Source organism: Marinobacter sp. NP-4(2019) (assembly GCF_003994855.1).
In the GTDB taxonomy this organism is placed as follows: Bacteria; Pseudomonadota; Gammaproteobacteria; order Pseudomonadales; family Oleiphilaceae; genus Marinobacter.
This window is the reverse complement of record NZ_CP034142.1, coordinates 2,111,569-2,136,268: the sequence shown is the minus strand read 5'-3', so window position 1 is coordinate 2,136,268 and position 24,700 is coordinate 2,111,569. Positions and strand designations below refer to the sequence as shown.

The following is a 24,700-nucleotide window of genomic DNA, read 5'->3' as shown; positions in this document are numbered from 1 at the left end:
TGGTGACTAATGAGGGCACAGAATGCACACCTTGCTTGTCATTCTGGGTGGTTTTCTACTACTGGCACTGATGGTCTTTGGCGCAAGATCCATGGACCGTGCGTTCAAACCGATACTGCCACTTTACCTGCTGGTCTGGTTTGGATTTTCAGCGCTCAATATGGGCGTTGGCATTTATCACGCCGGCTATTCCTTCATGGCGGAGCTACCCATCTTCATTCTCGTATTCGGCCTGCCTGCAGCCACTGCGGTGCTTGTTGCGAGAAAGTTCTGAGTTGATTGACCCGGTTCAGGCATTGCTATGACACCATCTTTCCTTCATTGGATTGTACCCACCGGGGCATTGAGGAAACTTGAGGGTGAAGAGGCACCCCATGTCACCAACATGGAGTTGTTCTTCGACCTGGTCTATGTATTTTCCATCATCCAGCTGTCCCATTACCTTCTCGCCCACCAGACCGCCATTGGCGCACTGGAAGCGTTCACCCTGTTCGCTGCGGTCTGGTGGTCCTGGAACTACACCGCATGGGCAACGAACTGGGTCAACCCCGACCACCTGAGCGGGCGCATCCTGATGATAGCGCTGATGGCCTGCGCACTGGCGATGGCGATCGCCATGCCATCAGCCTTCACCGCGAAAGCCGGCCTGTTCGTTGGGGCTTACGTTGTCATGGCGTTGTTGCGGGCATTCTATATGGCGCTGGTCTTCCGCGGCTCGCGCATGGGGCGTAACTATGCACAGCTCGGGCTGTGGAGCGCCCTCTCCTCCGTATTCTGGATTGCCGGAGCGGCCTTCGCGGAATGCCGCCTGATACTCTGGGTCATCGCCGTCCTGGTGGATTACGCCGCGCCTTATTTCGGCTTTTGGCTGCCCAGGCTGGGGGCAACGCCTATGGCAACCTGGCCCTTGCGCGGCCTTCACCTCCTGGAACGAAATCAGCAGGTATTTATTATTGCCCTTGGTGAGTCGATCCTGTTGCTGGGCGGATTACTCTCACATCAAACACTGACACCGGCCACGGTATTGGCCGCCGTCCTTGGGTTTTTGATGATCGTGTCACTGTGGTGGCTGTATTTCGTGCATGCCACTGAAACCGGCGAACGCCGCTTCTCCAGTGCATCCGATCACACACGCCTTGCCCGCGCTGGCCTGGCTTACGCCCACGGGATTATGGTGTGTGGCGCCATTACGATGGCTGTTGCGATTGAAGAAATCGTCGCACACCCGACCGCCGCAGTGCATTTACCGGCGGTCATCATTGCCATTGCAGGTCCGACCCTGTACCTGGTCGGCGGCATGGTCTTTTTCAGGGTCATGGCCCAGCGGGTCCCGTGGGTCTACGGTGTTGCAACAGCCTTGCTGATGGTGATCGGTTACCTGGCAATCGCACTGCATCTGTCAGGACTGGTCCTGGGAGGAGGGATTCTTTTGATACTGCTGATGCTTGCGACTGTCATGCAGCTTGAATGTGAGAAAGAAGGCTGACCATTTATCGCCTCAGGACGTCAGTTGCTCCATAAACTCCGAGGCTTCCTGGCGCGTAAAGAAGCGCCCCAAACGGACAAATCCCGCAACGACCGTGGCTTTGAGTCCGACAACATTTCCCGTCAAGTCCCTATCGATTATCCATTCATCAGGCAATCCATCAATCAAATGAAATGGTGCAGGACGACCGTCGCGATATCGGGATATTTCTACCTGGCCGGTATAGGAATCTTTGAAGGCTGGAACAAAACGGGCCTGGGCGTTATTTTCGCTCAAGCCGCCAGTTCCGGCATATTGCTGATTCTCTTTTACCAAGAATGATGGGCGTTGTTGGACTAACATCAGGCACCCCTCTGGAACTTAACGATACGGTTCTGAACTCCTTACCCAGATACAAACATTCGATTCCTTTACAGTTTTAACTTACCGCGTTTGCGTTGTTTACGAACTCTTCAAAACGGATGGAACCAATCCTCTTTTCGCACCAATACCAAAGGATTAAAACCCGGGCCCCTTTGCCTGATCACAGCCTCTCAAGGCTGTAGTCGGGCAAAGAGGCCACTTAGGTCCTGCGACCAAACCTTCCAGTCCTCTGATATCTATCCAGGCCGAAGCTCAGGAACGCACCTCCAGAACAATATTGAACGGTGTCTCGGCTGCCCTTCGTATTTTGCCGAAACCGCCCTCTTTAATAACGGCTGTGAGTTTGCGCTCTCCCGCTTGGGCTCCGAGCGCAAAACCAGTCTTCTGTGCCAGTGCCGTAGGCACACAGATACTGGTTGAGGCCGCGTAGAACAGCCGTCCTACCGGGTTAAAGTTGTCGCTCAGCTCATCAGCCGCCATGGGCTCCACCACCATCCAGGTGCCATCCGGCTTAAGCTGATTCCGTACATGGGCGGCGGTCCCAATCGGGTCGCCCATATCGTGTAGCGCATCGAAGCAGGTCACGAGATCAAAATCACCGCCGTCGAAATCCGTGGCCGTGGCCTGCTCGAAGCGGACACGATCCGGGTCCAGACCATGTTCATCACGATGCGCATTCGCGGAATCGATAGACCCACCGTGAAAGTCGTAGCCAATAAACGTGGAGTTCGGAAATGCTGCTGCCATCAACAGCGTGGAATGCCCGTGACCGCAGCCTAGGTCGGCCACCCGCGCGCCACGCTCCAGTTTTTCGACCACTCCATCCAGCGAAGGAAGCCAATGCTGCACCAGATTATGGACATAGCCCGGGCGGAAGAACTTGGCGACTGCGCAGAACATACAGTGGGCCTGATCGCCCCACGCTACACCCTCACCGGTACGAAACCCTTCGCTCACTTTGGGCTCATTCTCGAATGTGGTGAACGCATTCTCAAAACCGCCGATCATGTAGACCGGGCTGTTCTCATCAGCGAACACCATCGCTTGCTCCGGGGGTAAACGGAACCGTTTGGTCGTCCTGTCATACGCGAGATAGTTCGACGCTGCATGGTGCGCCAGCCATTCTCGCAGGTAGCGTTCGGAATAACCGGTCCGCTCGGCAAGTTCCAACGAGGTTGCAGGTCCCCCACTCTGTAACTCACGATACAGCCCCAGGCGATCACCAATCTTGACCAGGGCTGCGCTATAAGCCCCGCCCAGATCACCAAGCACCTGTCCCACAAAGGCATTCAGTTTTTCTTCATCAAATGTCTGCATTGCTTCCATCATGTTTCTTCCAATTAGGTAGAGATGTGAGGTTGTCCCTGAGGACATGGTTATGATGGGAGCATCGGCATTGTGGATGAATGATCATTCGTCCAGCGTTGATGACTGAAATACCTGAGTTCAGGAAATGGCTGGCGGAACCGAACGCTCACGACGCCAGGCGGCGGGCGATAACCCGACGGCACGCTTGAATGAACGGCTAAACGCCTCTTCGGATTCATATCCCACTTCACCAGCGATGGTTGCTATCTTGGCTTTGGATTCGACCAGCAAGTTGGAAGCGACCTGCATCCGCCAGCTTCTGAGGTATTGCATGGGGGGCTGTCCGACCAATTCCACGAATCTGTCCTGTAGCGCAGAGCGGGAGAGGCCCGCATAGTCCGAGAGCTTTTCCAGCGTCCAGGCGTCTGCCGGAGATTGGTGCATCAACCCCAGAACCCGACCAACATGACGATCACGCAGCCCCGCCAACCATCCGGTCTGGCTTTCCGGCATTTTGCCGAGATAAAACCGGATCAGGTCCACAAACATCATTTCGCTCATACGTTCAAGGACCACTTCACCACCGGGCCTCCTCGAACGCGATTGTGCTTCGACCAGTCTGGCAAGTTGCCCGGACCAGCTACCGTCAGTCAACTCATGGGCACGAGCATGCATCACTCTTGGTAATGCGGTCAGCAACGGGTTGAATGGCCCCTTGTCGCAACCCAGAAAACCACAGAGCAACGCAGCGCCAGAGGCGCTTTCCGGCCCTTCTGTTGATACTGTTGCAGGCCGAGCCCGAAAGTCGTCCTCCTGGCAGAGCATGAACGGCAATCCCGAACACTGTTTCAGCGTAGCAACCAGATATTCGAGATCCGGTTCCGCTCGCAGTCCCGGGATACTGGACATCACATGAGGATCGCCGTGAGGAAAGAGGATCACATCCCCTTCATTCATTTCAAACGGTGCCTCGCCTGTTATACCTGCCCAACAAGATCCCCTTAACACCACGTGATATTCCATCATGTGTTCGGACGCCGGCATCACGGCATGGGCGATCAGATGAGCGGCCGGTGCCTCAGTCACCCAGGCGCCGACACATTCGACGTGGAAAAATAATGCTCCGCGCAAACGGACACAGCGCAGCAAGCCGGAGAGCGTATCTTCATTCATGACGGCTGCACCGGTAGATGAGAAATAGTCCGGGTTGCTGAATCATCCCGGATACCGTTCTACTCAACTCTATTAAAGACGGGAAATCGCTGAATAACCAGAATCCTGTGAGATCCAGATTAGGGATGAATCCGAGATGACACCATGATTGAATTACCTTAATACTTGACCGCATGTCTGTAATTGGCCAAACACCGAGGGTCATATATGCTAGATATAGGCGTGCGAAAGGAGGAAACACTATGCGTTATATAGCTGCACTACTATTTGGTCTGTTCCTTGCCGGCACTGTGGCAGCTTCGCAGTGTCCCAGTCTCGTTGCCAAGGTGGATTCGAAACTGGAGTCCATGCAACAACTCGACAGTGAAACCGCCAATAACATCAAGGCACTCCGTGATCAGGGCCAGAGCCTGCACGAGCAGGGCAACCATGGTGAGTCAGTCAAGGTTCTGAAGGAAGCTCTTTCGATGTTCCCTGATAAATCCTGAGCTCGAAATATAGTGGCAAATGGTCCGCTCACCCTACCATCTGGGTGAGCGGTACCAAGAGGCCATCGATCAACCTCGACTTACAGTTTTAGCCGCTACACGCCGACGGAAGCAGCTTGGCTTTCAGATTCTGCCCAAAGCAAACCCAACTGATCTCGCCTTCGACAACTTCGGGTTCCAGAATGATGTACTGCGACTCTCCACTGGCATCAGTTCCCACCTCAATACCAATCAGGCCGTTTTCATAGATATCTATCTCATAACCCAACTCAGGATCCGACAGGGTTGGCTTCGTATACCCCAACTCTTCCATTGTGGTTGGCCATGCCTGGTTCTCATAACCATAGGCGGTGACCTGCTCCTGGACGGGCTGGGCCGCTGAATAGGCAGAGGAGTAGCGTGCCCGATCCTGATACTCCTGATAGGCCGGGATGGCAACCGCGGCAAGTATGCCGATGATGGCAATCGTCACGATCAGAGAGGCCGCACCGCCGGCTCCAGCCCCCACCCGAGGCACAAACATCGACAGGAACCAGGCAAAGCCGTGGCGGCGTGGATGGTTTATTTTCTTTCCCTGCGCCACGGCAACCGCGGTCGCCATTCGCTTGGTCAGCCAGGGATAATCGCCAGTCAGTTCGTTGAACGACATCCAGAACCCATTGGTCGTGGCAACCTGATTAATGTAGGCATCAACGTTGATTGTCTTCCAGCGCGTATCACCTGCCGCAATCGCGGCAATCGCAGCCTGGATGTCGCCTTCGGACCGGCAACAGGCAACCCCGTAACGGTCACACGTGTATTCTTCGGCACGGCGCAAGGCCGGACCGACAATGGGCAACAGCGACCCCGGCATCACGAAGGCACGCCACGAGAGGTGCTTACGGTGGATATGCCCGAGTTCATGCCCAATATAGAAATCGATCGCATCTGGTTGATCTTCCAGGGCATCGATGACATCCGTGAACAACACAACGAAATGCCGGCCAAGAAATTTTGTGGCTAGCGCATTAAAGAAGTCCGTGCGCAGCAGGTAGGCTTCAGGGATCTCCTTAACCCCGACCTTTTCACAGCTTCGAACGAGGCGCTCGTACAGGTCGGGATACTGATCCTGACTGATCCGGACACCAGACCCTTTCAGGTGAGAAATAAACGCCGAATGGGCAAACAGAAAAAACAGATAACCGAGGAGCAGATACAACAAGGCAATGCCCAGAGTGCCCACAATCAGAGCCAGCCAGAATATGGCGGAAAAGACCGCCACAATGAGTAACAATGGTTTTTCATTCTTATAAACCAGATCCATCCTTTTCCCTCAATTAGATGACGACAGGGTGACAGAGCCACAGGCTCCATGAACGACCGAATGAAAGCACGGGGCAACGAACATAAACGGTCCAGGGAACCAGGGTCATTGAGGTGCTTCCATGCAGTAGAACTGGGAAGTATAGGAATGGAGTACAGAGGCGTCTATCGGGATGTCTTGAACCTTGATCAAGTTCGCTTATCAATCAGTAAACACAGATGATTGGATGGGCTCATGGCATTTCAATATCATGAATAGGATGATTTTTATCAAAGTGCGAAAAAAGGGATATTGATCAAGTGACGACTGCCATTGTCGACAACAACACTGAGCCAACTGCTCCCGAAGAGTTTGAGTACATGGAGCTCGGTGACACCGAAATGAACGGTGCGTCAGCGCTCGCCAGCGAGACGGCTCTGGCCATCAACTATAACGGTATCAGTCATGCGGTGATGATGGTGTCGCCAGGACACTTCGAGGATTTTATCCGGGGGTTCAGTATCACCAGCGATATTGTTCATTCCCTGGATGAGATTTACGATATTCAGGTGACGAAGTCCGGTGATTCACACCTCGCCGAGGTGGAGATATCCAGCCGCGCTTTCTGGGCACTGAAGCGTTCACGCAGGCAATTGGCAGGAACCAGCGGCTGCGGAATCTGTGGCATGGAAGCCATTGACCAGGCTCTGCCGCAATTAACCGGACTTGCGCCTGTTCCTATCCCGGATGTTGATCTTTTCAGGGATCTTCGCAATCGAATCTCGGTTGCACAGGAGCTGGCCCAGTGTAGCGGCGCATTGCATGCTGCGATTTATATCGATACGGAAGGTCACGTCAGACTGTGTCGCGAAGACATTGGCCGCCACAATGCCCTGGACAAGCTCATCGGAGCAATGGTCCATGCCGGCCAGAATCCCCGTGACGGTTTTGTGGTGGTGACCAGTCGCTGTAGCCTGGAGCTCATTCACAAAGCGGTACGGGCACAAATCGGAACGCTCGTGAGCTTGTCCGCACCCACAGCCCTGACCGTTCAATGGGCCCGTCGATACGGCCTGAACCTGATTCATGTACCACATCGCAACGCCCCGAGAGTATACAGCCCTACCCGAGGCTGACAGATAACCCCAGTGCAGGAAGGGCCTGAAGGATTTTCCAGTCAGTCAACGGCTGACGTCGGAATCAAATTGTCCGGCGCTGCCCTCTCAAGCCTGATCGCGATGAATTTGGAGGTTGGCGTGAAGGTTCGATCACCATAACTGTCCAGTGGTACCAGGGGATTGGTTTCCGGGTAGTAGGCAGCGGCCTGTCCTACCGGTGTGTCATAGGCCACCAGCAGGAAGTTGGACACACGGCGCTTGCGCCCGTCATCCCAGAGTGAGACAAGATCCACCTTGTCACCCGGCTCAAAACCCAACCGACGTATATCTTCCTCATTCACGAATATCACATCACGCAGGCCAAATACGCCTCGGTAACGGTCATCCAACCCATACAGGGTCGTGTTGTATTGATCGTGTGAACGCATGGTCTGGAGAATCAGGTCCGGTTTATCCCCTCTCTTCAGCACGCCTTCATTGACCAGTGCCCCGGGCAGGACACTGGGCGTAAACCGGGCTGTTCCGATATCGGTTTGCCATAACCGCTGGGCTGCGGGGTTCGCCAGATGGAAACCACCCGGATGTTTCAGCTTTTCGTTGAAGTGCTCAAAACCCGGAATCGTATCAGCAATCAGGTCCCGTATACGGCTGTAATCCGCAACCGTGTGTTCCCAGTCAATGGGGTGGTTTCCAAGGGTCGCACTGGCCATGCCCGCAATGATGGCGGGTTCCGACCGGAGGTGTGGGGATCGCGGCTTGAGCTGCCCGTAGGAGATATGAACCATGCTGAAAGTGTCCTCGACGGTGACCCCCTGAGCGCCCTCCTTCTGCATGTCGATCTCGGTGCGTCCCAGGCACGGCAGTATCAGCGAATCCCGCCCTGTGACCAGGTGAGATCGATTGAGTTTGGTGGAGATATTAACGGTCAGATCGCAGTTGCGCAGCGCTTCGTGGGTGCGAGGACTGTCGGGGGTTGCCTGTGCAAAATTCCCTCCCAGGGCTATGAACACCTTTGACCGCTTTTCTTCCATGGCCTTGATTGCGAGCACGGTATTGTGACCATGCAGTCGTGGCACCTTAAACCGGAAACGCTGTTCCAGCGAGTCTAGCAGCCACTCTGGAGGCTGCTCATCAATGCCCATGGTACGGTCGCCCTGGACGTTGCTATGGCCCCGCACCGGGGACAGACCCGCACCGGGCTTGCCTATGTTTCCCCGCAGCAGCTGCAGGTTGATAATTTCCTGTACCGTCGGGACCGAATGGCGATGCTGCGTGATCCCCATTGCCCAGCACATGATGACGCGCTCAGCACGCCGATACATTTGTGCCGCCAGCTCCAGGTCGTCGATACTTAATCCCGACTGTTCCACGATGTGTTCCCAACTCGTCGCATCGACGACCGATAAATAGTCACCGAGGCCAGACGTGTGCTCATTTATGAAGTCATGATCGAACACCGGCGGTTGGCCCTGCTCTTTGGCTTCACGTTCCCAGGTTAGCAGGAACTTGGCGATACCCCGCATGACAGCCATATCGCCCCCCAGCGCGGGCCGGAAATAGGCCGTACTGGTAGGTTCCGAACCGCTGCTCAACATTTCCAGCGGGTGTTGCGGGTGCTGGAACCGCTCAAGGCCCCGTTCTTTTAGTGGATTGAGGCAAACCACCTGGGCACCACGCTGAACCGCTTCACGAAGCGGCTCCAGCATACGGGGATGGTTGGTACCCGGGTTCTGGCCGATCACGAAGATGGCATCCGCCTTCTCGAAATCTTCAAAGACAACGGTGCCCTTACCTGTCCCAATGCTGTCTGTCATCCCTATGCCACTGGCCTCATGGCACATGTTTGAGCAGTCGGGGAAGTTATTGGTGCCAAATGCACGAACAAATAACTGGTAGAGAAAAGCCGCCTCATTGCTTGCGCGGCCGGAGGTATAAAACTCCGCCTGATTCGGCGAATCCAGGCTTTGAAGATGGCGGGCAATCAGGCTGAATGCTTCGTCCCATGTCGTTTCGACGTAATGATCGGTGCTCGCATCGTATCGCATGGGATGCGTCAGCCTTCCCTGATACTCAAGCCAGTAATCCGTTTGACGGGCCAGGTCCGATACGCTGTGTCTGGCAAAGAACGCAGGATCGACGGAACGCCCTGACGCCTCCCAGTTCACGGCTTTGGCGCCATTCTCGCAGAACTTCACCAACCCATCCTCCGGAGACTCCCCCCAGGCGCAACCAGGGCAGTCAAAGCCGGTGTCTTGGTTCGTTTTCAGCATTGCCCGGATGTTCCTGACGGCATTATCGCTTTCCAACCAGCTTTTGGTGACGCTCTTCAGCGCCCCCCAGCCGGCAGCCGGGCCGTCGTAACTTTTTATGTGCTCGTTATCGCTCATCCGGGCTCCTGAGTTTTCCGCCAACGGTGCTCCTTTTATATTCCTTTTTAATCTCAGTATCTAATCGAAATAAGTGAATGAGTGATAAGGGCCATCTATCGTCACCGTTTGCTCATTCCTGGGGGATAGGTAAGAATCAGAACAAATGGGGAAGCGCTGGCTGGATTGGCGGCCCCCACGAACTATCGTCAGGTGCCCATGGATATCAAACAGCTCAAGTTTCTGATTGCTCTGGATAAAACTCGCCACTTCGGAAAGGCGGCGGAGCTTTGTCACGTTACCCAGCCGACCCTGTCAATGCGGCTGCGCGCCCTGGAAGATGAACTGAATCTTGTACTGGTTGCCCGTGGGCAACGCTTCGAAGGGTTTACTGAAGCCGGAGAGCGGGTGCTGGCCTGGGCCAGAACACTGATGACCGCCTATGACGGGCTACAGGCAGAAGCCGCGAACTGCAGGGGGCAGTTGGTGGGGAACCTGAGGCTGGGCATGGTTCCCCTTGCCAGCCTAAATCCCATGGAATTGGTGAAACCGCTGGCCCAACGGTATCCGGAGCTGTCCTTTGAGTTGCTGTCGATGAGTTCGGAGCAGATCATCGATGGATTAAGCCGTAATCAGCTCGATCTGGGCCTGTGTTACCTCGACCACATCAATATCGATCTTTTCGAGGTGATCGAACTGACCTCAACCGGTATGGGATTATTGTACGATGTGCGCTATTTCCAGTTCGATCAGCCGGAGTTGACGTGGGAATCCCTCAATGACCTTCCCTTGGGGATGCTGACCAGGGGCATGCACTATCGGCAATCCATCGCGTTCAACTTCAGAAGCCGCGGGCTTGATCCGCACCCCGTATTGGAAAGTAACTCCACATTTCAGCTGGTACAAGCGGTCAGTGCCGGTATCTGTTGCGCCGTCATGCCACTTCAAAGCGGGATGGAAGCGTTGCAAAACGACCTGCGCCTGATACCCATATCCGATGCTCGCACAGCGGCGCCCATGGGCATACTGATGCGCCGAACCGAGCCACGCTCGGCGTTGGCGGAAAAGTGCTTTGAGGAGGCTCGGTCAATTTTCGCCCCTGCAGACGCCTGAAACCACAGGGGCTGACTCCACTATTCCCGATCAGGTGCGGTACATTCGGACGCTGTCGGGTTGCTGCTGCAGCGAATCTTTGCCATCAACGCCAACATTTTCGGGTCATAGACGGTTGGCGCTCCGTTGGTGCCGTCCCTCATCTGAATCCGGTTCTGGCGAAACATTTCCTGATACCCCTCAACGTCTTCTTTAGATATCGAAATCCAGCTCTCATCGGGAATGGCTGATTCCTGTCCCCCTATCAACTCCATGGTCTGTGGGAACATAGACCAGGCGATGGTTCGGGCCTTTTGTGCGGTTTCGTCATCCAGCATGTCATCATGGACAATGAGCTGAACGGTTAACTGGGCCAACGCATAATCAACGATACCGCCGTTTGGCTCGATTCCCTTGTAGAGTTCCAGCGCTTCATACGCAAAGGCCGGCGCGTAGGCGGTGTCGACGGAGCCATTATTAAACTTTCCCGCAAAATTAGTGATATCGGAGGGAACCACGGTGGCCTTAACATAGTTCACCATGTGGATGGCGTCTTTCTGGTAATCCAGCGTCGCCATCCGTTTGCCGGCCAGCGCGGCGGCGGAATTGATACTGCGATCGTCGACGAACAGGTACCCTGCCCCGATCGGAAATATACCAAGCACCTCAAAGCCTCCGGATTTCATGAGCGGCGCTGCTTTAGGTTGGGCCAGCGTAGCCAGCATGGTTTTCAGGTCATCGTAGGTCGGCAGAGCGCCAACGGCACTGATGGACCCAGTGAAACGGTTGAAAGGTCTGGTTCGCAAATCCGTGGCTGCGACGGCATCGCATTGTCCTGCATTGAAATCACCCACTGCCACACCTTCATCGGTGTATGGCTTCAGTTTGAGGTCCAGACCAATGGACTTTGCTTCCAGCGAGAAGTCCTTCATCAGGTTATATACATCACCATTGGCGCCGATGACGTCAAACACACAAACAGAAAGCGTGTTAGCTGCGGCAAATGGGGCGACACACGATAAAGTCAGGGCACTGATAAATTTACGCATTTTTCCTTTCCTTTTCTTGTTTATGGACTTACTGGCTTGCATGCTTCATCAGAGCAGGAATCCCGCTTCTGGCATTGGCTTGCGCCGCAAGGATGCGTTCTTCCGACGAGGCATATTTTTCATCCCACTCCAGGACCTTTGGCGTCATGAGCTTGTGCCAGAGCGGCGGAATCATCGCGACCACAATGGTGGTGAGGTAGCCGCTGATCATCATGGGTGAATCTGGAAACGGCTTCAGATCCTGGTACGGCACCTCGCCCTGGGCGTGATGATGGGAATGGCGGGTCAGGTTAAACATGGTCCAGGAACTGATGCGCTTGTTGGTATTCCAGGAATGCCGTGGCTGCACCGGGGTTTCCGGGTGACGCACCATGCCGTAATGCTCCATATAGTTAACGATCTCGAGTAAGGCCTTGCCCCACAGAGCGCAGGCCACGAAATACACCATGGCGCCAACGCCTCCCATGGCGAAGGCAATAGCCACCAGCAGCGCGCTCATCAGATGCCCCCGGATCACGGCATTACGCCAGGACATTGCGGAATGACCTTTACGCCTGAGCCGGCGTTGCTCGATATTCCAGGCGCTGACGTTGCCTTTCAGGGTGGATGCCAAGACGTGGTGATAAACGTTTCGTCCGCGTGGGGCCGTCGCCGGGTCTTCGGTGGTCGACACGTAGCGGTGGTGCCCGTAGACGTGCTCAATCGAGAATATCGTGTCGAAACTGAAGGCCAGCAACCAGCGGCCAATCAGCATCGATACCGGGTCCCAGGTTCTGTGGGTCAGCTCATGGCCGGTAATGGTGCCGATGATTCCAATCATCAGTCCGGTCAGTACGACACCGGAGATGTGGTGAATAAAGGGCGTGGCATCGCGGGCCGCGATCGCATCGTAGCCCGTCAGTTCGGTGATCAGGGCGCCAAATCCGGCAATATCCGTTGCACTGAAACTCCAGACGGAAGCGAACACGATCAGGCACAGCAACGGCAGCGCCATCCACAGCTGTACGGTCAATATTGTGGGGTATCTGAATTCCGGTGTGGTGGTGTCATCACCGCAAAGGGCGTCACCGGCAATGTAGATCACCAATACCGCCAGCAGTCCCAGGCTGATCCAATGGCCGCCAGCCACCAGCGAAACGAAAGCCAGGAGACCAATGCCGTGAAAGAAAAAGAACTTCAGATAGTGGAATAACATCATCTTTCAACTCCCTAATAATTATGATTATTTGATCAGGCGGACAGAGCCGGGTCGGCAGCGTCCGGAAGGACATCCCGTGTGGTTGTAAATCGGTCGGCATGAATGTTTGTCCGCTTGACACCACCCTCAATAAGCCTGGCTTCGGCGGCATCGATCATGCCTGGCGGGCCACACAGATAGGCTTCCGATCCTTCCAATGAGAGCGCGGGGATGACGTCGGTCACCCGTCCGCGGGCTCCGGTCCAATCCGAACCGTCGTCCTCCCGGGATAAAACAGGTATGAACCTGAACTCTGAAGACCATTTGACTGCCAGATTCCGGATGTCCTCCAACCGGTACAGATCCTGTTGAGACCTGGCGCCAAACAACAACGTCACCGGCCTATGGCTCTGCCCTTCCATCGCATCCGTAAGGAGCGCCAGAATCGGAGCGAGACCGCTGCCGCCGGCAACCAGAATCATTGGCGCGTCCGATGGGCGTAACCAGAATCCCCCTGCCGGGCCATCCACCATGACGGTCTGGCCCAGTAAATCCCGGTCATTCACTTCCGTTGAGAACAGGCCGCCAGGTACTTTGCGAACGAAGAAGGAAAGCGTCGCATCCATCTGGCAAGGGGTGGCAAAAGAATAGCTCCGGGCCCGCCCCGGTAACGAGTCCAGGGACAGGTCCGCGTACTGGCCGGCTTTGTAGTTCAGCGTCTGATCGAGCTGTAGCTTGAGGTGCGTAATATCGTGGGTTAACCGTTCCTGCAGGACCACCCGTCCCGGCACGGTCTTACGCTGCTTTTGTGCCGTCAGGTCCACCGCAATGGTGACGTCGCTCGTCGGGACACTCTGGCAAGCGAGGATATAGCCCTGATCGAGCTCGTCGTCACTGAGGATATAGCCAATATCCGTCAGTTCTTTCACCGTCCCTTTGACCAGGCGACATTTGCAGGTCGCGCAGCCCCCGACACGACAACTGTGAGGGAAATCGATGTTCTCCCTCAGTGCCGCGTGCAGGATGGTTTCTTTCGGAAATACCCGGACCGCTTCACCATTGATCTCTGCGCAGTGCTCTTTCGGTGTGCTCTTCCTGAATAAAGAAAACATGATCTGCCCCCGTTTTTGGTTCGCACGGGATACATGCTAATGCGCCGCACCGAACATCGCGGGGTCATTTATTGACAGCCATGGGTGATAAATTGACAATCATCAAATGTCGAACTCGAAAATCACTCTGCCCAATCACTACATTCTCCAGATCATCAATATCGTCTCGGATCTTGGCATCCCGACAGAGGGCTGGCTGCGACATCTGGGAGTTGCCCCGAATGAGTCGGAGGAATCCCTGATCACCATGCCGTGGGCGACATTCCGGCAGTTGCTGTTGGACGCTGGCCGTTTCTGCAACGACAAAGCGTTGGGATTGCTGATCGGAGAACGGCTGCTGATCAATACCCACGGCATTCTCGGCTACGCAGCGTTAAGCAGTGGCACCACCCGGCAGGTGGTGGAGTTACTGGAGCGTTATCTGGTCCTCAGGACCGATATGGTAACTATGGAGTCCGTCCAAAAGGGTGATCGGCTATGGGTGAGTTTCTACGAGAACCGGCCGCTGGAGGACGTTCGACGACCGGTCACCGAAGCCATTGTCCTGGCGATTCGGAACATTCTGGACTTCACAACCATGGGGACCTGCAACATCAGCGAGGTCACCTTTCCTTTCGATGGTGATGAAAAGCTGGCGGAAGCGATGTTTCGCTGTCCGGTTGCCTACAACCAGGATGCAGCTGGCTTTTCCCTACCCCTGGCGACCATTGACCAACCCCTGAAACTCGCGAATACCGTCAGCTTTCAGGAAGGGCTGAAAGTCTGCCAGCAGGAACTGGAGAAGCTGTCCTCGGAACAAACCTGGGCTGTCCGCGTGCGTCGGATCATGCTGCAGAGCACCCATGGTTTCCCTTCCCTGGAAATGACCGCCAGGCGGTTTCATGTCACCCCTAGAACCCTCCACCGCCGCCTGATCGAGGAAGGCACATCGTACAGGGACATTCTTGAAGATGTCCGCCACCAACTCGCAATCCGGTATCTGGAAACGGGACAAATGACTGTTCAGGAAATCTCCTACGCATTGGGCTACTCGGATATCGCCAATTTCCGCAAAGCCTTCAAGCGCTGGGAGTCAGTGCCACCGTCTATGTATGGGGCTCGACTTTCCTCATAGCGCCATAGCGTCCGTCTTTGGTGCCAATGATCGGTGCCCTGGATTTTCGGATGATGAGCCACAGTCAACACCTTCGATAGGGGATGACCACTCGGTTGTCATTAAATAACCCCAAAGTGTCATTAAATAACCCATTTCCAGCCTCGAAGAGCCGGTACCATACGTGAAGACCGGCTCGGTCAGGGGATTTCAGGACCACGAGTCAACAAAACAACAACAAGGGCGCGAGCCAGGTTATTCACTCCTGGCGGTTACGCGGCGAAAACAGGAATGCTATGAGCAACTATGATTTTGACTACCTGATTATCGGTTCCGGTTTCGGCGGCAGTGTTTCAGCGCACCGGCTGGCAGAAAAGGGCTACTCAGTCGCTGTTATGGAAATGGGCAAGCGTTGGCGAGCCGAGGATTTTCCCGAATCCAACTGGAACGCTCGCCGTTTTTACTGGCGTCCCCGCCTTGGCCTGAAGGGGTTCTTCAACCTGCGCCCGTTTCGCCATGTGATGGTGATCTGTGGCAATGCCGTTGGCGGTGGCTCGATCACCTATGCCAACACGCTTCTTGTACCGCCGGAATCAATATGGGACGAAGGTACCTGGGCCGGTCTGTCAGACTGGAAAGAAGAGATGCCGGCGCACTTCGCTGAGGCCGAACGCATGCTCGGCGTGACCGAGAACGAATTGTTTGGCCCTGCCGATAATTTGTTGAAAGAGATGGCGGAGCTGGAGGGCGTTGGCGATACGTTCAAGCCCACGCGAGTGGCTACGTTCTTCCCTCCCCAGGGTGACCCCGGCGGCAAGACCTACCCCGACCCCTACTTCGGCGGCGAAGGTCCCGAGCGCGCTACCTGTACCGGTTGCGGTGGTTGCATGACCGGCTGTCGCTATAACGCCAAGAACACCCTGGACAAGAATTACCTGTACTTTGCCGAAAAGAATGGTGCCGAAGTATTCGAGGAAACCCGCGTGGTGGAGGTGCGCCCCCTCAACGGCCAGGCCGATGGCCGTGATGGCTACGAAGTCACTACCGAACGCTCCACCGCCCGATTCAACAAACAGCGTCGGACCTTTCGTGCTGGCCACGTCATTTTCTCTGCCTCGTCGCTGGGTACACAGGAGTTGCTGTTCAAGCTCAAACAGAACGGTTCCCTGCCGAATATTTCCGATGACCTGGGCAACCGTGTTCGGACCAACGCGGAATCCGTGCTCGGTATCCGCTTCCCTGGCAAGGAGGTCGACATGAGTCCCGGTGTCGCCATCGGCTCGGGCATCCATATTGACCAACACACCCACATTGAAGCGACCCGTTACGGCAATGGCCACGACCTGAACAGTACCCTGACCGCGCTGATGGTTGGTGGCGAAGGGCCCATGCGTATACTGCACTGGCTGTGGGCACTGTTGCGCCATCCGGTGACGTTTTTCCGCGCCGCCAATCCTTTTGGCTGGGCGCGACAGTCACTGATTTTCCTGGTCATGCAGACCGTGGACGCCTCACTGTCGATGCGGCTGAAACGCCGCTGGTACTGGCCTTTCAGCAAGCTCCTGTGCAGTGAAGGCGACCGGATTCCGACCAACATCCCGCAGGCCAACGAGTTTACGAAAAAGATGGCCTCGCATTTCAATGGCATCCCGTTCACCACGGCGACGGAGATTTTCTTCAACGTGCCCTTTACCGCTCACTGCATGGGCGGTTGTGCGATGGCGGATAGCCCTGAACACGGCGTAATCGACTCGCAAAACCGTGTTTTCAACTATCAGAATCTCTACGTCATTGACGGTTCAATGCTCGGCGCCAATCTTGGTGTAAACCCGAGCCTGACAATCACTGCACTGGCTGAACGTGCCATGAGTTTTATCCCCCCAAAGGAGGATTCCAATAATGGAAATGGTTAAACAAGACATCCCCACACTTGAGCTAACGGCCACCAATCCGGCGAACGGCCAGACGCTGGGCACCCTGCCCTACACGCCACCTCACCAGATTCCTGAAATGTTCAGGCAGGCAAGGGAGGCCCAGGCCATATGGGCCGAGAAGTCCTTTGCGCAGCGCCGCCAGCACATGAAGAAAATGCAGAACTATATCCGTGACAATGCCGACGAACTGGCCCGCATCGTCAGTGACAGCAACGGCAAGACACGCATGGATGCCCTGGCCACCGAGGTATTGCCCTGCCTGATGGCCTGTGACTGGTACGGCAAGCACGCCGCCGGGGTGCTGAAACCGGAATACCGGGGCCCTTCCAGTCTGCTCTGGATTGGCAAACGGTCGGAAATCCGTCACGAGCCCTTGGGGGTGGTGGGCATCGTCAGCCCTTGGAATTACCCGTTGTCGATTCCCTTCGGCGAGGTAGTCATGGGCCTGATGGCCGGTAATGCCATCATCCTGAAAGTGGCGGCCGCGACGCCACTGGTAGGCAAGGCCATTGAGGAAATCGTGGCTGCCGCCGACTTACCGGATGGCCTGTTCCATCACATCGTCGGCTCCGGCGGGCAGGTGTCCAGCGCCATGTTCGAAAACGGTATCGACAAGCTGTTTTTCACCGGCTCGGTCCCCACCGGCAAGCAGATCATGGCCCAGGCCGCCGCAACGCTGACCCCGGTCTCGCTGGAGCTTGGCGGCAAGGACCCGATGATTGTCCTGGACGATGCCGACCTGGAGCGAGCCGCCAATGGCGCCGCCTGGGCCGGCTACCAGAACGCCGGACAATCCTGTGGTGGGGTTGAGCGGGTCTATGTTCACGAATCCGTGTATCACCGGTTTGTCGAGCTGATGAAGGAGAAAACCGAGGCGTTGCGCCATGGCGTTCCCGATGACAAGTGCTCCGTGGATATCGGCGCAATGACCACCGCCAAACAACGCCAGTTCGTTGAAGGACAACTCGCCGAGGCTGTCAGGGACGGCGCCAGGATCGTGGCCCAATCCAGGGCTGTCAGCGATCAGGAAGGCGAATTTCATCCTGCCACCCTGGTGACGGACGTACATCACGATATGTCACTGATGCGTGAAGAAACCTTTGGGCCCGTGATACCGGTCATGTCGTTCAGGACTGAAGACGAAGCGGTAGCGCTGGCCAATGACTGCACGATGGCTCTGACTGCTTCCATCTGGACGCGCAACACCAATCGGGGAAAGAAACTGGCGGATCGAATTAACGGCGGCGTGGTGGCGATCAATGATCACCTTTACACCCACGGCATGTCTGATCTGCCCTGGGGTGGGCCCGGTGAGTCCGGGATTGGTCGTACCCACGGGCCGGAGGGGCTGATGGAGATGACCCGTCCCAAAGTGGTTAACTGGGACTGGCTGAAAGCCAAACGCAACCTCTGGTGGTATCCGCAAGACGAGGCCAGTAACAACGCCATCCACAATGCGTTGCACCTGGTGGCTCCCCGTTCGCCAGTCGATTTTGTACGGGCGAGCTTGCGTGTCATGCCGGCGATGATCCGTAAAATGTACTTCTGACGATTCCCCGTCTCGATGATTAACGGGACGGATCACAGCCTTTTCCTGATCCGTCCCTTGCTACGCCACCTGTATCTGGGGACCTTCCTCACTCAGTATTTCAGCCAATACCGAAATCGCCAGGCGGTGCGGATCTTTCATCGGGCCCACGAGCCCTATGGGACCACGAATTCGATCCAGGTCTGTGGCACTGTGTCCCAAATTCAGTAACGCCGACAGTCTGGCCTCATGAGTGCGATGACTGCCCATGGCGCCAATGTAAAACGCCCTGCTCGCCAGCGCCTTATCCAGTATCGGAATCTCATAGTCGTGATCGTGAAACATTGCGACAAACGCAGTTCTATTGTCCAGAAATGCCCCATCGAAGCTCCCAGGGCTGATAACTTGGGCCGCAATGCCCTGAGCTGTCAGCTGTGCCACTTCCTCCACTCCCGGCAGGTACATCTCCACTTCAAACCCCGAAGCATGTGCCATATGAGCCAAAGCTACGGGCTCGGTGCCTCTGCCGCAAATGGCGAGTTTTAATCGGGGCTGATATTGAATCCGTGGGTAAGGTTCAGTGAGATCCTCATGTTCGGGAAGAATGTCCCGGATATCGAGAGTAAAACTTTTTCGGCTTTGGAGGCAGGTTATGGCCTTATCCAGCCAGGATAAGGAAGGATTGGGAATGATAAGCAGAGTGACCGCACCACCGCAGGGCAGTTGGATATCCAGATAGTCACTGCCAGCGCCATAGCGAATATGTCTTATCTGATCCGCTTTCATGGCTTCCAGAGCCTGGGACACCACGTCCGATTCCAGACATCCGTTCGATAGCGACCCGACATATTCTCCGTCATCCCTCACCGCCAAAAGGGTCCCGGGAGATCGCGAAGCTGGCCCTTCCACCTCGACCAGAATCACCAGCGCACAAGAGGAATGGGTCGCCCAGGCGGTGGTGAGATACTCCAGTACGGAGAGAGGATCGCTAGTTATCTGTGGAAACATCGGTAAAGCAAACCTCCAGGCCTTCATGGTATGAACACGATGTAGCTGACATCGGTTCATTCTGCCATTCGATACCTCTTAATACACGCTGTAATGCCAAGGCCTTATACAGGCCTGTTCGCCATCACGACCCCGACCATTAGCAATGCTACGCCGCCCCATACAGCCCAGCCAAAAGATTCGTTAAAAAACAGAATCCCGAACAACAAACCCGCGGGCGTAATCACAAATCCAAGCTGGCTCAAAAAGGTGGGGGACGAGCGTTTCTGTAACTGAAAGAATCCTCGATACCCTATCGCTATTACCACAGACTGAAGGGCCAGGATTCCCCACAACGTGGGATCACCAACCAACAGAGTGGCAGCCTCCCCGGTATCAGGACGACAGCGAATATCATAATGCCACCACCCAGAAGCATGCCCGGGGCCAACTGTTCCGGAGAGGCGCCCCTTGACCACAGCCCCAGGTCACTGAATGCTCCCATCTGCTGGTGTTTGCAACCATGACGAATCTGGACGCGCCGTTGGTTGATCAATTCATACAACTGACCGCTTAATAACGGGGCGCCTCAAGGGTGTGGAGTACTTCAAACGAATCTATGAACTGGGATCGTTCACGGCAGCAGCGAACGAATTCCGTTGCTCGAACGCCGTGATCTCCAAGTACGTCAAGTTCCTGGAATCCTGGACCGGCGCCAAGCTGATTCTCCGCAACACCCGTACAATCAGCTTCACCGATGAGGAGCACCCATGTCTGATCTACAGCCTGAGTTCCGATGCTAACCGCTGGGAGTTTTCCTCCCTAACGGATGACACCGCCGTGCCGCTCTCGGTACCGGTTTCTACTGGGCCTTCAGAACCTCCAGAACGGTGTTTTCAGGCGCTGTTCAACAACCTCCGGCGGATAACCTGCGTCCATAAGCAGACGAGGCTCAGTGATGTGAACGAGGTGGAGGAAATTACGCTTCATTCTCCACCCTTTGTACAATAATGCAGCTTTTTTCATAGTAACCGTCCATTTCCAGGTAACGATAAAGGCAAACCGTCACCGGTTTAATTAGTTACCTATTTTATGAAAAAAGCCTTTCCGACCCCATACTTGGAAACCACTACGCCACTTGGCTACTGAGCCGGAAGACCTACCTGTTTGTACTTATCCCTGGCCGTTGGATTTCTTAACGAGTGTCTGGTAGAGGTCATCCTTGAGCTGTAGACGCTGCTGTTTCATCCGGTGCAGCTTGTCGTCACCTATCGGTGAGTCCCTAAGCTCCAGCCCTTCGATTTCCTGGTCCAGCGCGGTATACCTTTTAAAGTATTCCTGGAACTTCGGGTCATTCTTGTTCAACTCGTCGATCAAATCTCCATACTGGGGAAATTCGTTGTGAAGCTCGTGGTTCGAAATGCCCATTACCTCGTCTCCTTTTTCTCGCAGCGTGTTTATTCAGGATGCCATTCCTGCTCAGGATTTGTGAATAGCCCTGAAAGGCTCAAATCCGTCGCCCTACAAATCCGATTCCAAGCGCCCCAGACCCAGTGACGCCTTGAAGTTCTGGTATTCGTCCCGGTAAACAATTGCTCCCAGCGCCATCACCGCCTTGGTCGTCATGCGGTCAAAGCTCTCCCGTATCAACAAGGGAATATTTGGCTTCAGCCGCACGCTGGCGGTTTCAATCAATACGGCGCCCATCACCAACAGAGCATCAATCCTCCGGTTATTCCTGTCACCATCCATGATATGGCGCGCCAGTATCCTGGCATCCTCCAGTATTACCCGCTCTTCCTGGTTCAGGCTAGCGCCATCGAACCTCATGAAGCTCTGATAGCGTCGCGCCCTTTTGAGCATGAAGGATTCCTGTACGGCGGGGTCCGGTTCGTCCGCTGCCGGCCTGGTATTGAGAATACCGTGGAGCCGGAAGTCGACCTCTCCTGCCGCTCGCTTCTGCTCAAAGACATGCCTGATGTCGGCCCGGGCCACCTCGGATGTACTCTCCATGGCCTCTGCAATAACCGCATCAAAGGTGGTTTTCTCAACCATATCCAATACCCGGCGAATGGTATGAATGGCTTTCATGACATCCGGCCACAAGCGGGGGTCCGCTTCTTCCGGCTCGTCTGGCAGGCGATTCCCGATTGCCCGGGCGCTGAAAAACGCCTTCTCAACATCACGAATCGCAACACCGGATTCGTTGGCCACCCATCTGACGCCATAATCGTTGAGGTCTTCAATCAGGCTGGAGGTGAGGATTAGCAGGTAATACTTCATGCCGAGTGGAAGGTCTGTCATCAACACTCCTTCTCATCAGGGTTTCCTCTATAAAGGTATAGCTTATTATGGCCCGAGTACCAGCTCTATGGATTACGGCGTTCGCCTTTGACAAAACGCTAATAGCTAGGGCCCATCAATAGGGTATAGGATGATTAAAAGAACATGAGCATTGATCCGTTTACCCTGAGGAAGATTGAACATGACGTACGCGCGAATAGTCGGCACGGGCTCGTATCTGCCCCAGAATGTCATGACAAACAAAGACATGGAAAAGATTGTCGACACCAGCGACCAATGGATTCGTGAACGTACCGGAATTGAACAGCGACATATAGCCGTAGAAGGGGAAACCACCGTTGACCTCGCAGAAAAGGCATCAAGGCTCGCCATTGAAGCAGCCGGACTCACGCCCGAGGACATTGACCTGATCATTTTTGCCACCTCGACGCCGGACAAGATTTTCCCCAGCTCCGCGTGCATTCTCCAGGCCCGACTTGATATTCATGGCTGCCCTGCGTTCGATATCCAGGCGGTGTGTAGCGGGTTTGTCTATGCCCTTTCCGTGGCCGACAAGTTCATCAAGACTGGTGGCAGCAAAAAGGCCCTGGTGGTGGGAGCAGAACTGTTCTCCCGTATTCTGGATTGGGAAGACCGTGGTACCTGCGTCCTGTTTGGCGACGGTGCCGGCGCCGTGGTACTGGAAGCCAGCGAGGAGACCGGTATTCTCTCCACCCATATCCATGCCGACGGTCAATATGAAGAACTGCTGCATGTGCCCTACGGCATTGGCGATGGCTTTGATCAGGTGCGTGCCGGTAAAGGCCACGTCCACATGAAAGGCAATGAAGTCTTCAAGATTGCGGTGAATACACTCGGCAAGATTGTCGATGAAACCCTGGAAGCGAACCAGATGCAGAAATCGGATATCGACTGGCTGGTTCCCCATCAGGCAAACCTGCGCATTATCGCCGCCACAGCCAGGAAACTGAACATGTCGATGGACCAGGTGGTGGTCACCGTCAACGAACACGGTAACACCTCGGCTGCCTCGATTCCCCTCGCCCTGGACGTAGCCGTTCGCGACGGTCGCATCAAAAAGAACGAGGTCGTCCTGCTGGAAGCATTCGGCGGTGGCTTCACCTGGGGATCCGCCCTGCTCCGTTATTGATCGTTCTGACCACCCGGTTTGCACACATCAGCCATCCCTGTTCCCTTGTTGTCGCTATATACTCATTGGTAACAATGTAGTTAACAGCAAACAGGGTTCAGGTGATGACGAACAAGGCAAGTGCCAAGAAGCCATCGGTGATAATCATCGGAACCGGCTTCGGTGGTCTGTGTATGGCCATCCAGTTAAAACAGGCCGGTTACGACAGTTTCGTCATGCTGGAGAAAGCCGGGAACGTTGGCGGAACCTGGCGTGACAACACCTACCCGGGCGCCGCCTGTGACGTACAGTCACACTTCTATTCCTATTCCTTTGAGCCGAAGCACGACTGGTCCCGCAAGTTCGGGCTCCAGAAGGAGTTGCTGGGCTATATGGAAAGCTGCGTGGAGAAATACGGTCTCGGGAGTCATATCCAGTTTCACCAGGAAGTCACACGTGCCGCCTTTGATGAGGCCAGCAATACCTGGACCGTAACCACTCAGGATGGACAGCAGCGCATCGCTGATGTCGTCGTGTCCGCCACGGGGCAGCTGAACCAGCCTGCCTACCCCAATATCCAGGGCATGGACCGCTTCAAGGGTAAACTGTTCCATTCTGCGCGCTGGGATCATGATTATGATCTGACCGACAAGCGGGTAGCTGTCATCGGCACCGGAGCAAGCGCCATTCAGTTTGTGCCGGAAATCCTGAAACAGGTGAAGTCACTCAGCCTGTTCCAGCGTTCCGCTGCGTGGGTACTGCCCAAGGCCGACCGGCCATTCAAGGCCTGGGAACAGGCCTTGTTCAAATCCGTCCCCGCATGGGACCGGATCTATCGCTACATGATCTACTGGAAAAACGAGAGCCGCGCGCTGGCCTTCACCCGCTTCAGTGGTCTTCTGGAACTGTTTGCCAGGCAGGCCAGGAAAGAAGCCCGTAAGCATGTGACTGATCCGGACAAGCTCAAGCGCATCATTCCCGATTACAAGATTGGCTGTAAGCGGATTCTGATTTCCAACGACTGGTATCCGGCCATTAACCAGTCTCATCTGGATCTGGTGACCACGTCGATAGACCATATTGACGAGTCGGGCGTAGTGACCTCTGACGGCAAGCACCATGACGTCGATGCAATTATTCTGGGCACTGGCTTTGCAGCGTCAGAATTCCTGGCGCCGATGACCATCACCGGTCGTGACAATACCACCCTGAATGAGGCCTGGGCGAAAGGTGTCGAAGCCTACAAAGGGATTTCCGTCACCGGCTTCCCTAACCTGTTTGTGCTTTACGGCCCCAACACGAACCTGGCCCATAACTCCATCGTGTACATGCTGGAGTCACAGGTCCGTTACGTCATGAGTTGTCTCGACACCCTGGAAAAATATCCTGGATCGGCCATGGACGTGTTGCCCGAACGACAGAAGGCGTTTTCGGACGCCGTCCAGACCGGACTTGAAGACAGTGTCTGGAATGCCGGCTGCACCTCCTGGTATCTGGACAAGAACGGTCGCAACACCATCAACTGGCCAGGCTTCACCTTCAGCTACCGGCTCGCGACGCGCCGTGTGGACACCACCGATTACCAGCTGCTGTATCCCGCCGAAGCCCACTAACCAATCCAGCCCCCCCCAAAAGACTCCCGCACTGACCGGCGGGAGTTGACGTCTATCCATATTCATAGGATGATTGGTTCATCACTTTACCGGATCAT

Annotated in this window: 22 protein-coding genes; 11 read left to right on the top strand and 11 right to left on the bottom strand. The window is 55.2% G+C overall.

What is annotated here, in order from left to right:
- The first annotated feature begins 22 nt into the window (after window positions 1-22).
- Both EHN06_RS09840 and EHN06_RS09835 read left to right on the top strand, forming a co-directional pair.
- A complete protein-coding gene (locus tag EHN06_RS09840; protein WP_127332419.1) occupies window positions 23-274 on the top strand; it encodes a hypothetical protein in 252 nt (83 codons plus the stop codon).
- Between the two features lie 27 nt (window positions 275-301).
- Entirely contained in the window at window positions 302-1,486 is a 1,185-nt protein-coding gene (locus EHN06_RS09835; protein ID WP_127332418.1) for a low temperature requirement protein A, read from the top strand.
- Window positions 1,487-1,498: 12 nt separating this feature from the next.
- On the opposite strand, the gene EHN06_RS09830 is transcribed toward EHN06_RS09835, so the two are convergent.
- The 3 genes from EHN06_RS09830 to EHN06_RS09820 all read right to left on the bottom strand — a co-directional run bounded on the left by EHN06_RS09830 (window position 1,499) and on the right by EHN06_RS09820 (window position 4,330).
- Entirely contained in the window at window positions 1,499-1,828 is a 330-nt protein-coding gene (locus EHN06_RS09830; RefSeq protein WP_127332417.1) for a hypothetical protein, read from the bottom strand.
- A 273-nt stretch (window positions 1,829-2,101) separates the two neighbouring features.
- On the bottom strand, window positions 2,102-3,175 hold the full coding sequence (locus EHN06_RS09825) for a class I SAM-dependent methyltransferase (protein ID WP_228257479.1): 1,074 nt from the start codon (window positions 3,173-3,175) through the stop codon (window positions 2,102-2,104).
- A 120-nt stretch (window positions 3,176-3,295) separates the two neighbouring features.
- The gene (locus EHN06_RS09820) at window positions 3,296-4,330 is read right to left on the bottom strand and encodes an AraC family transcriptional regulator (protein ID WP_127332416.1); all 1,035 of its coding nucleotides are present in this window, start codon (window positions 4,328-4,330) and stop codon (window positions 3,296-3,298) included.
- A 242-nt stretch (window positions 4,331-4,572) separates the two neighbouring features.
- Here EHN06_RS09820 and EHN06_RS09815 point away from each other — a divergent pair, with 242 nt between their 5' ends.
- Window positions 4,573-4,818, top strand: coding sequence for a hypothetical protein (locus EHN06_RS09815; protein ID WP_127332415.1), 246 nt, complete (start codon window positions 4,573-4,575; stop codon window positions 4,816-4,818).
- Between the two features lie 88 nt (window positions 4,819-4,906).
- Here EHN06_RS09815 and EHN06_RS09810 read toward each other — a convergent pair whose 3' ends face one another.
- Entirely contained in the window at window positions 4,907-6,121 is a 1,215-nt protein-coding gene (locus EHN06_RS09810) for a M48 family metalloprotease (protein WP_127332414.1), read from the bottom strand.
- 359 nt (window positions 6,122-6,480) lie between these two features.
- On the opposite strand from EHN06_RS09810, the gene fdhD reads away from it, so the two are divergent.
- A complete protein-coding gene (gene fdhD / locus EHN06_RS09805) occupies window positions 6,481-7,236 on the top strand; it encodes a formate dehydrogenase accessory sulfurtransferase FdhD (protein WP_127334404.1) in 756 nt (251 codons plus the stop codon).
- Window positions 7,237-7,277: 41 nt separating this feature from the next.
- On the opposite strand, the gene EHN06_RS09800 is transcribed toward fdhD, so the two are convergent.
- A complete protein-coding gene (locus tag EHN06_RS09800; protein ID WP_127332413.1) occupies window positions 7,278-9,605 on the bottom strand; it encodes an FdhF/YdeP family oxidoreductase in 2,328 nt (775 codons plus the stop codon).
- 198 nt (window positions 9,606-9,803) lie between these two features.
- Between EHN06_RS09800 and EHN06_RS09795 the strand changes: the two genes are divergently transcribed.
- Window positions 9,804-10,697: a LysR family transcriptional regulator gene (locus EHN06_RS09795; RefSeq protein ID WP_127332412.1), complete on the top strand. Its 894-nt coding sequence runs from the start codon at window positions 9,804-9,806 to the stop codon at window positions 10,695-10,697.
- A 20-nt stretch (window positions 10,698-10,717) separates the two neighbouring features.
- Here EHN06_RS09795 and EHN06_RS09790 read toward each other — a convergent pair whose 3' ends face one another.
- From EHN06_RS09790 to EHN06_RS09780, 3 genes are read right to left on the bottom strand one after another with little or no spacing between them, the layout of a single operon-like run.
- A complete protein-coding gene (locus tag EHN06_RS09790) occupies window positions 10,718-11,725 on the bottom strand; it encodes a putative solute-binding protein (RefSeq protein WP_127332411.1) in 1,008 nt (335 codons plus the stop codon).
- A gap of 28 nt (window positions 11,726-11,753) precedes the next feature.
- Window positions 11,754-12,923, bottom strand: a complete 1,170-nt coding sequence (locus EHN06_RS09785) for an alkane 1-monooxygenase (protein WP_127332410.1) — start codon at window positions 12,921-12,923, stop codon at window positions 11,754-11,756.
- Window positions 12,924-12,955: 32 nt separating this feature from the next.
- Complete coding sequence (locus EHN06_RS09780; protein ID WP_127332409.1) at window positions 12,956-14,014, bottom strand: 2Fe-2S iron-sulfur cluster-binding protein; 1,059 nt, start codon at window positions 14,012-14,014, stop codon at window positions 12,956-12,958.
- 106 nt (window positions 14,015-14,120) lie between these two features.
- Between EHN06_RS09780 and EHN06_RS09775 the strand changes: the two genes are divergently transcribed.
- The 3 genes from EHN06_RS09775 to EHN06_RS09765 all read left to right on the top strand — a co-directional run bounded on the left by EHN06_RS09775 (window position 14,121) and on the right by EHN06_RS09765 (window position 18,590).
- Window positions 14,121-15,128 (top strand): AraC family transcriptional regulator, encoded by a 1,008-nt coding sequence (locus EHN06_RS09775; protein ID WP_127332408.1) that lies wholly within the window; start codon window positions 14,121-14,123, stop codon window positions 15,126-15,128.
- A 275-nt stretch (window positions 15,129-15,403) separates the two neighbouring features.
- Complete coding sequence (locus EHN06_RS09770) at window positions 15,404-17,020, top strand: GMC family oxidoreductase (protein ID WP_127332406.1); 1,617 nt, start codon at window positions 15,404-15,406, stop codon at window positions 17,018-17,020.
- Entirely contained in the window at window positions 17,007-18,590 is a 1,584-nt protein-coding gene (locus EHN06_RS09765) for an aldehyde dehydrogenase family protein (protein ID WP_206075745.1), read from the top strand. The genes EHN06_RS09770 and EHN06_RS09765 overlap by 14 nt, the downstream gene beginning before the upstream one ends.
- A 60-nt stretch (window positions 18,591-18,650) precedes the next feature.
- Here EHN06_RS09765 and EHN06_RS09760 read toward each other — a convergent pair whose 3' ends face one another.
- A complete protein-coding gene (locus tag EHN06_RS09760) occupies window positions 18,651-19,577 on the bottom strand; it encodes an XdhC family protein (protein WP_164735596.1) in 927 nt (308 codons plus the stop codon).
- Window positions 19,578-20,153: 576 nt separating this feature from the next.
- On the opposite strand from EHN06_RS09760, the gene EHN06_RS21445 reads away from it, so the two are divergent.
- Complete coding sequence (locus tag EHN06_RS21445) at window positions 20,154-20,567, top strand: helix-turn-helix domain-containing protein (RefSeq protein WP_228257447.1); 414 nt, start codon at window positions 20,154-20,156, stop codon at window positions 20,565-20,567.
- Between the two features lie 162 nt (window positions 20,568-20,729).
- Here the strand turns inward: EHN06_RS21445 and EHN06_RS09745 are convergent, their stop codons facing one another.
- Window positions 20,730-20,984, bottom strand: a complete 255-nt coding sequence (locus EHN06_RS09745) for a YdcH family protein (RefSeq protein WP_127332400.1) — start codon at window positions 20,982-20,984, stop codon at window positions 20,730-20,732.
- A gap of 93 nt (window positions 20,985-21,077) precedes the next feature.
- The gene (locus EHN06_RS09740; protein ID WP_127332398.1) at window positions 21,078-21,860 is read right to left on the bottom strand and encodes a hypothetical protein; all 783 of its coding nucleotides are present in this window, start codon (window positions 21,858-21,860) and stop codon (window positions 21,078-21,080) included.
- Window positions 21,861-22,041: 181 nt separating this feature from the next.
- Here EHN06_RS09740 and EHN06_RS09735 point away from each other — a divergent pair, with 181 nt between their 5' ends.
- Both EHN06_RS09735 and EHN06_RS09730 read left to right on the top strand, forming a co-directional pair.
- Window positions 22,042-23,010 carry a beta-ketoacyl-ACP synthase III gene (locus EHN06_RS09735; protein ID WP_127332396.1) on the top strand — a complete coding sequence of 323 codons (969 nt, stop codon included), beginning with the start codon at window positions 22,042-22,044 and terminating at the stop codon, window positions 23,008-23,010.
- A 104-nt stretch (window positions 23,011-23,114) separates the two neighbouring features.
- The gene (locus tag EHN06_RS09730) at window positions 23,115-24,602 is read left to right on the top strand and encodes a flavin-containing monooxygenase (RefSeq protein WP_127332394.1); all 1,488 of its coding nucleotides are present in this window, start codon (window positions 23,115-23,117) and stop codon (window positions 24,600-24,602) included.
- Window positions 24,603-24,700: the final 98 nt, after the last annotated feature.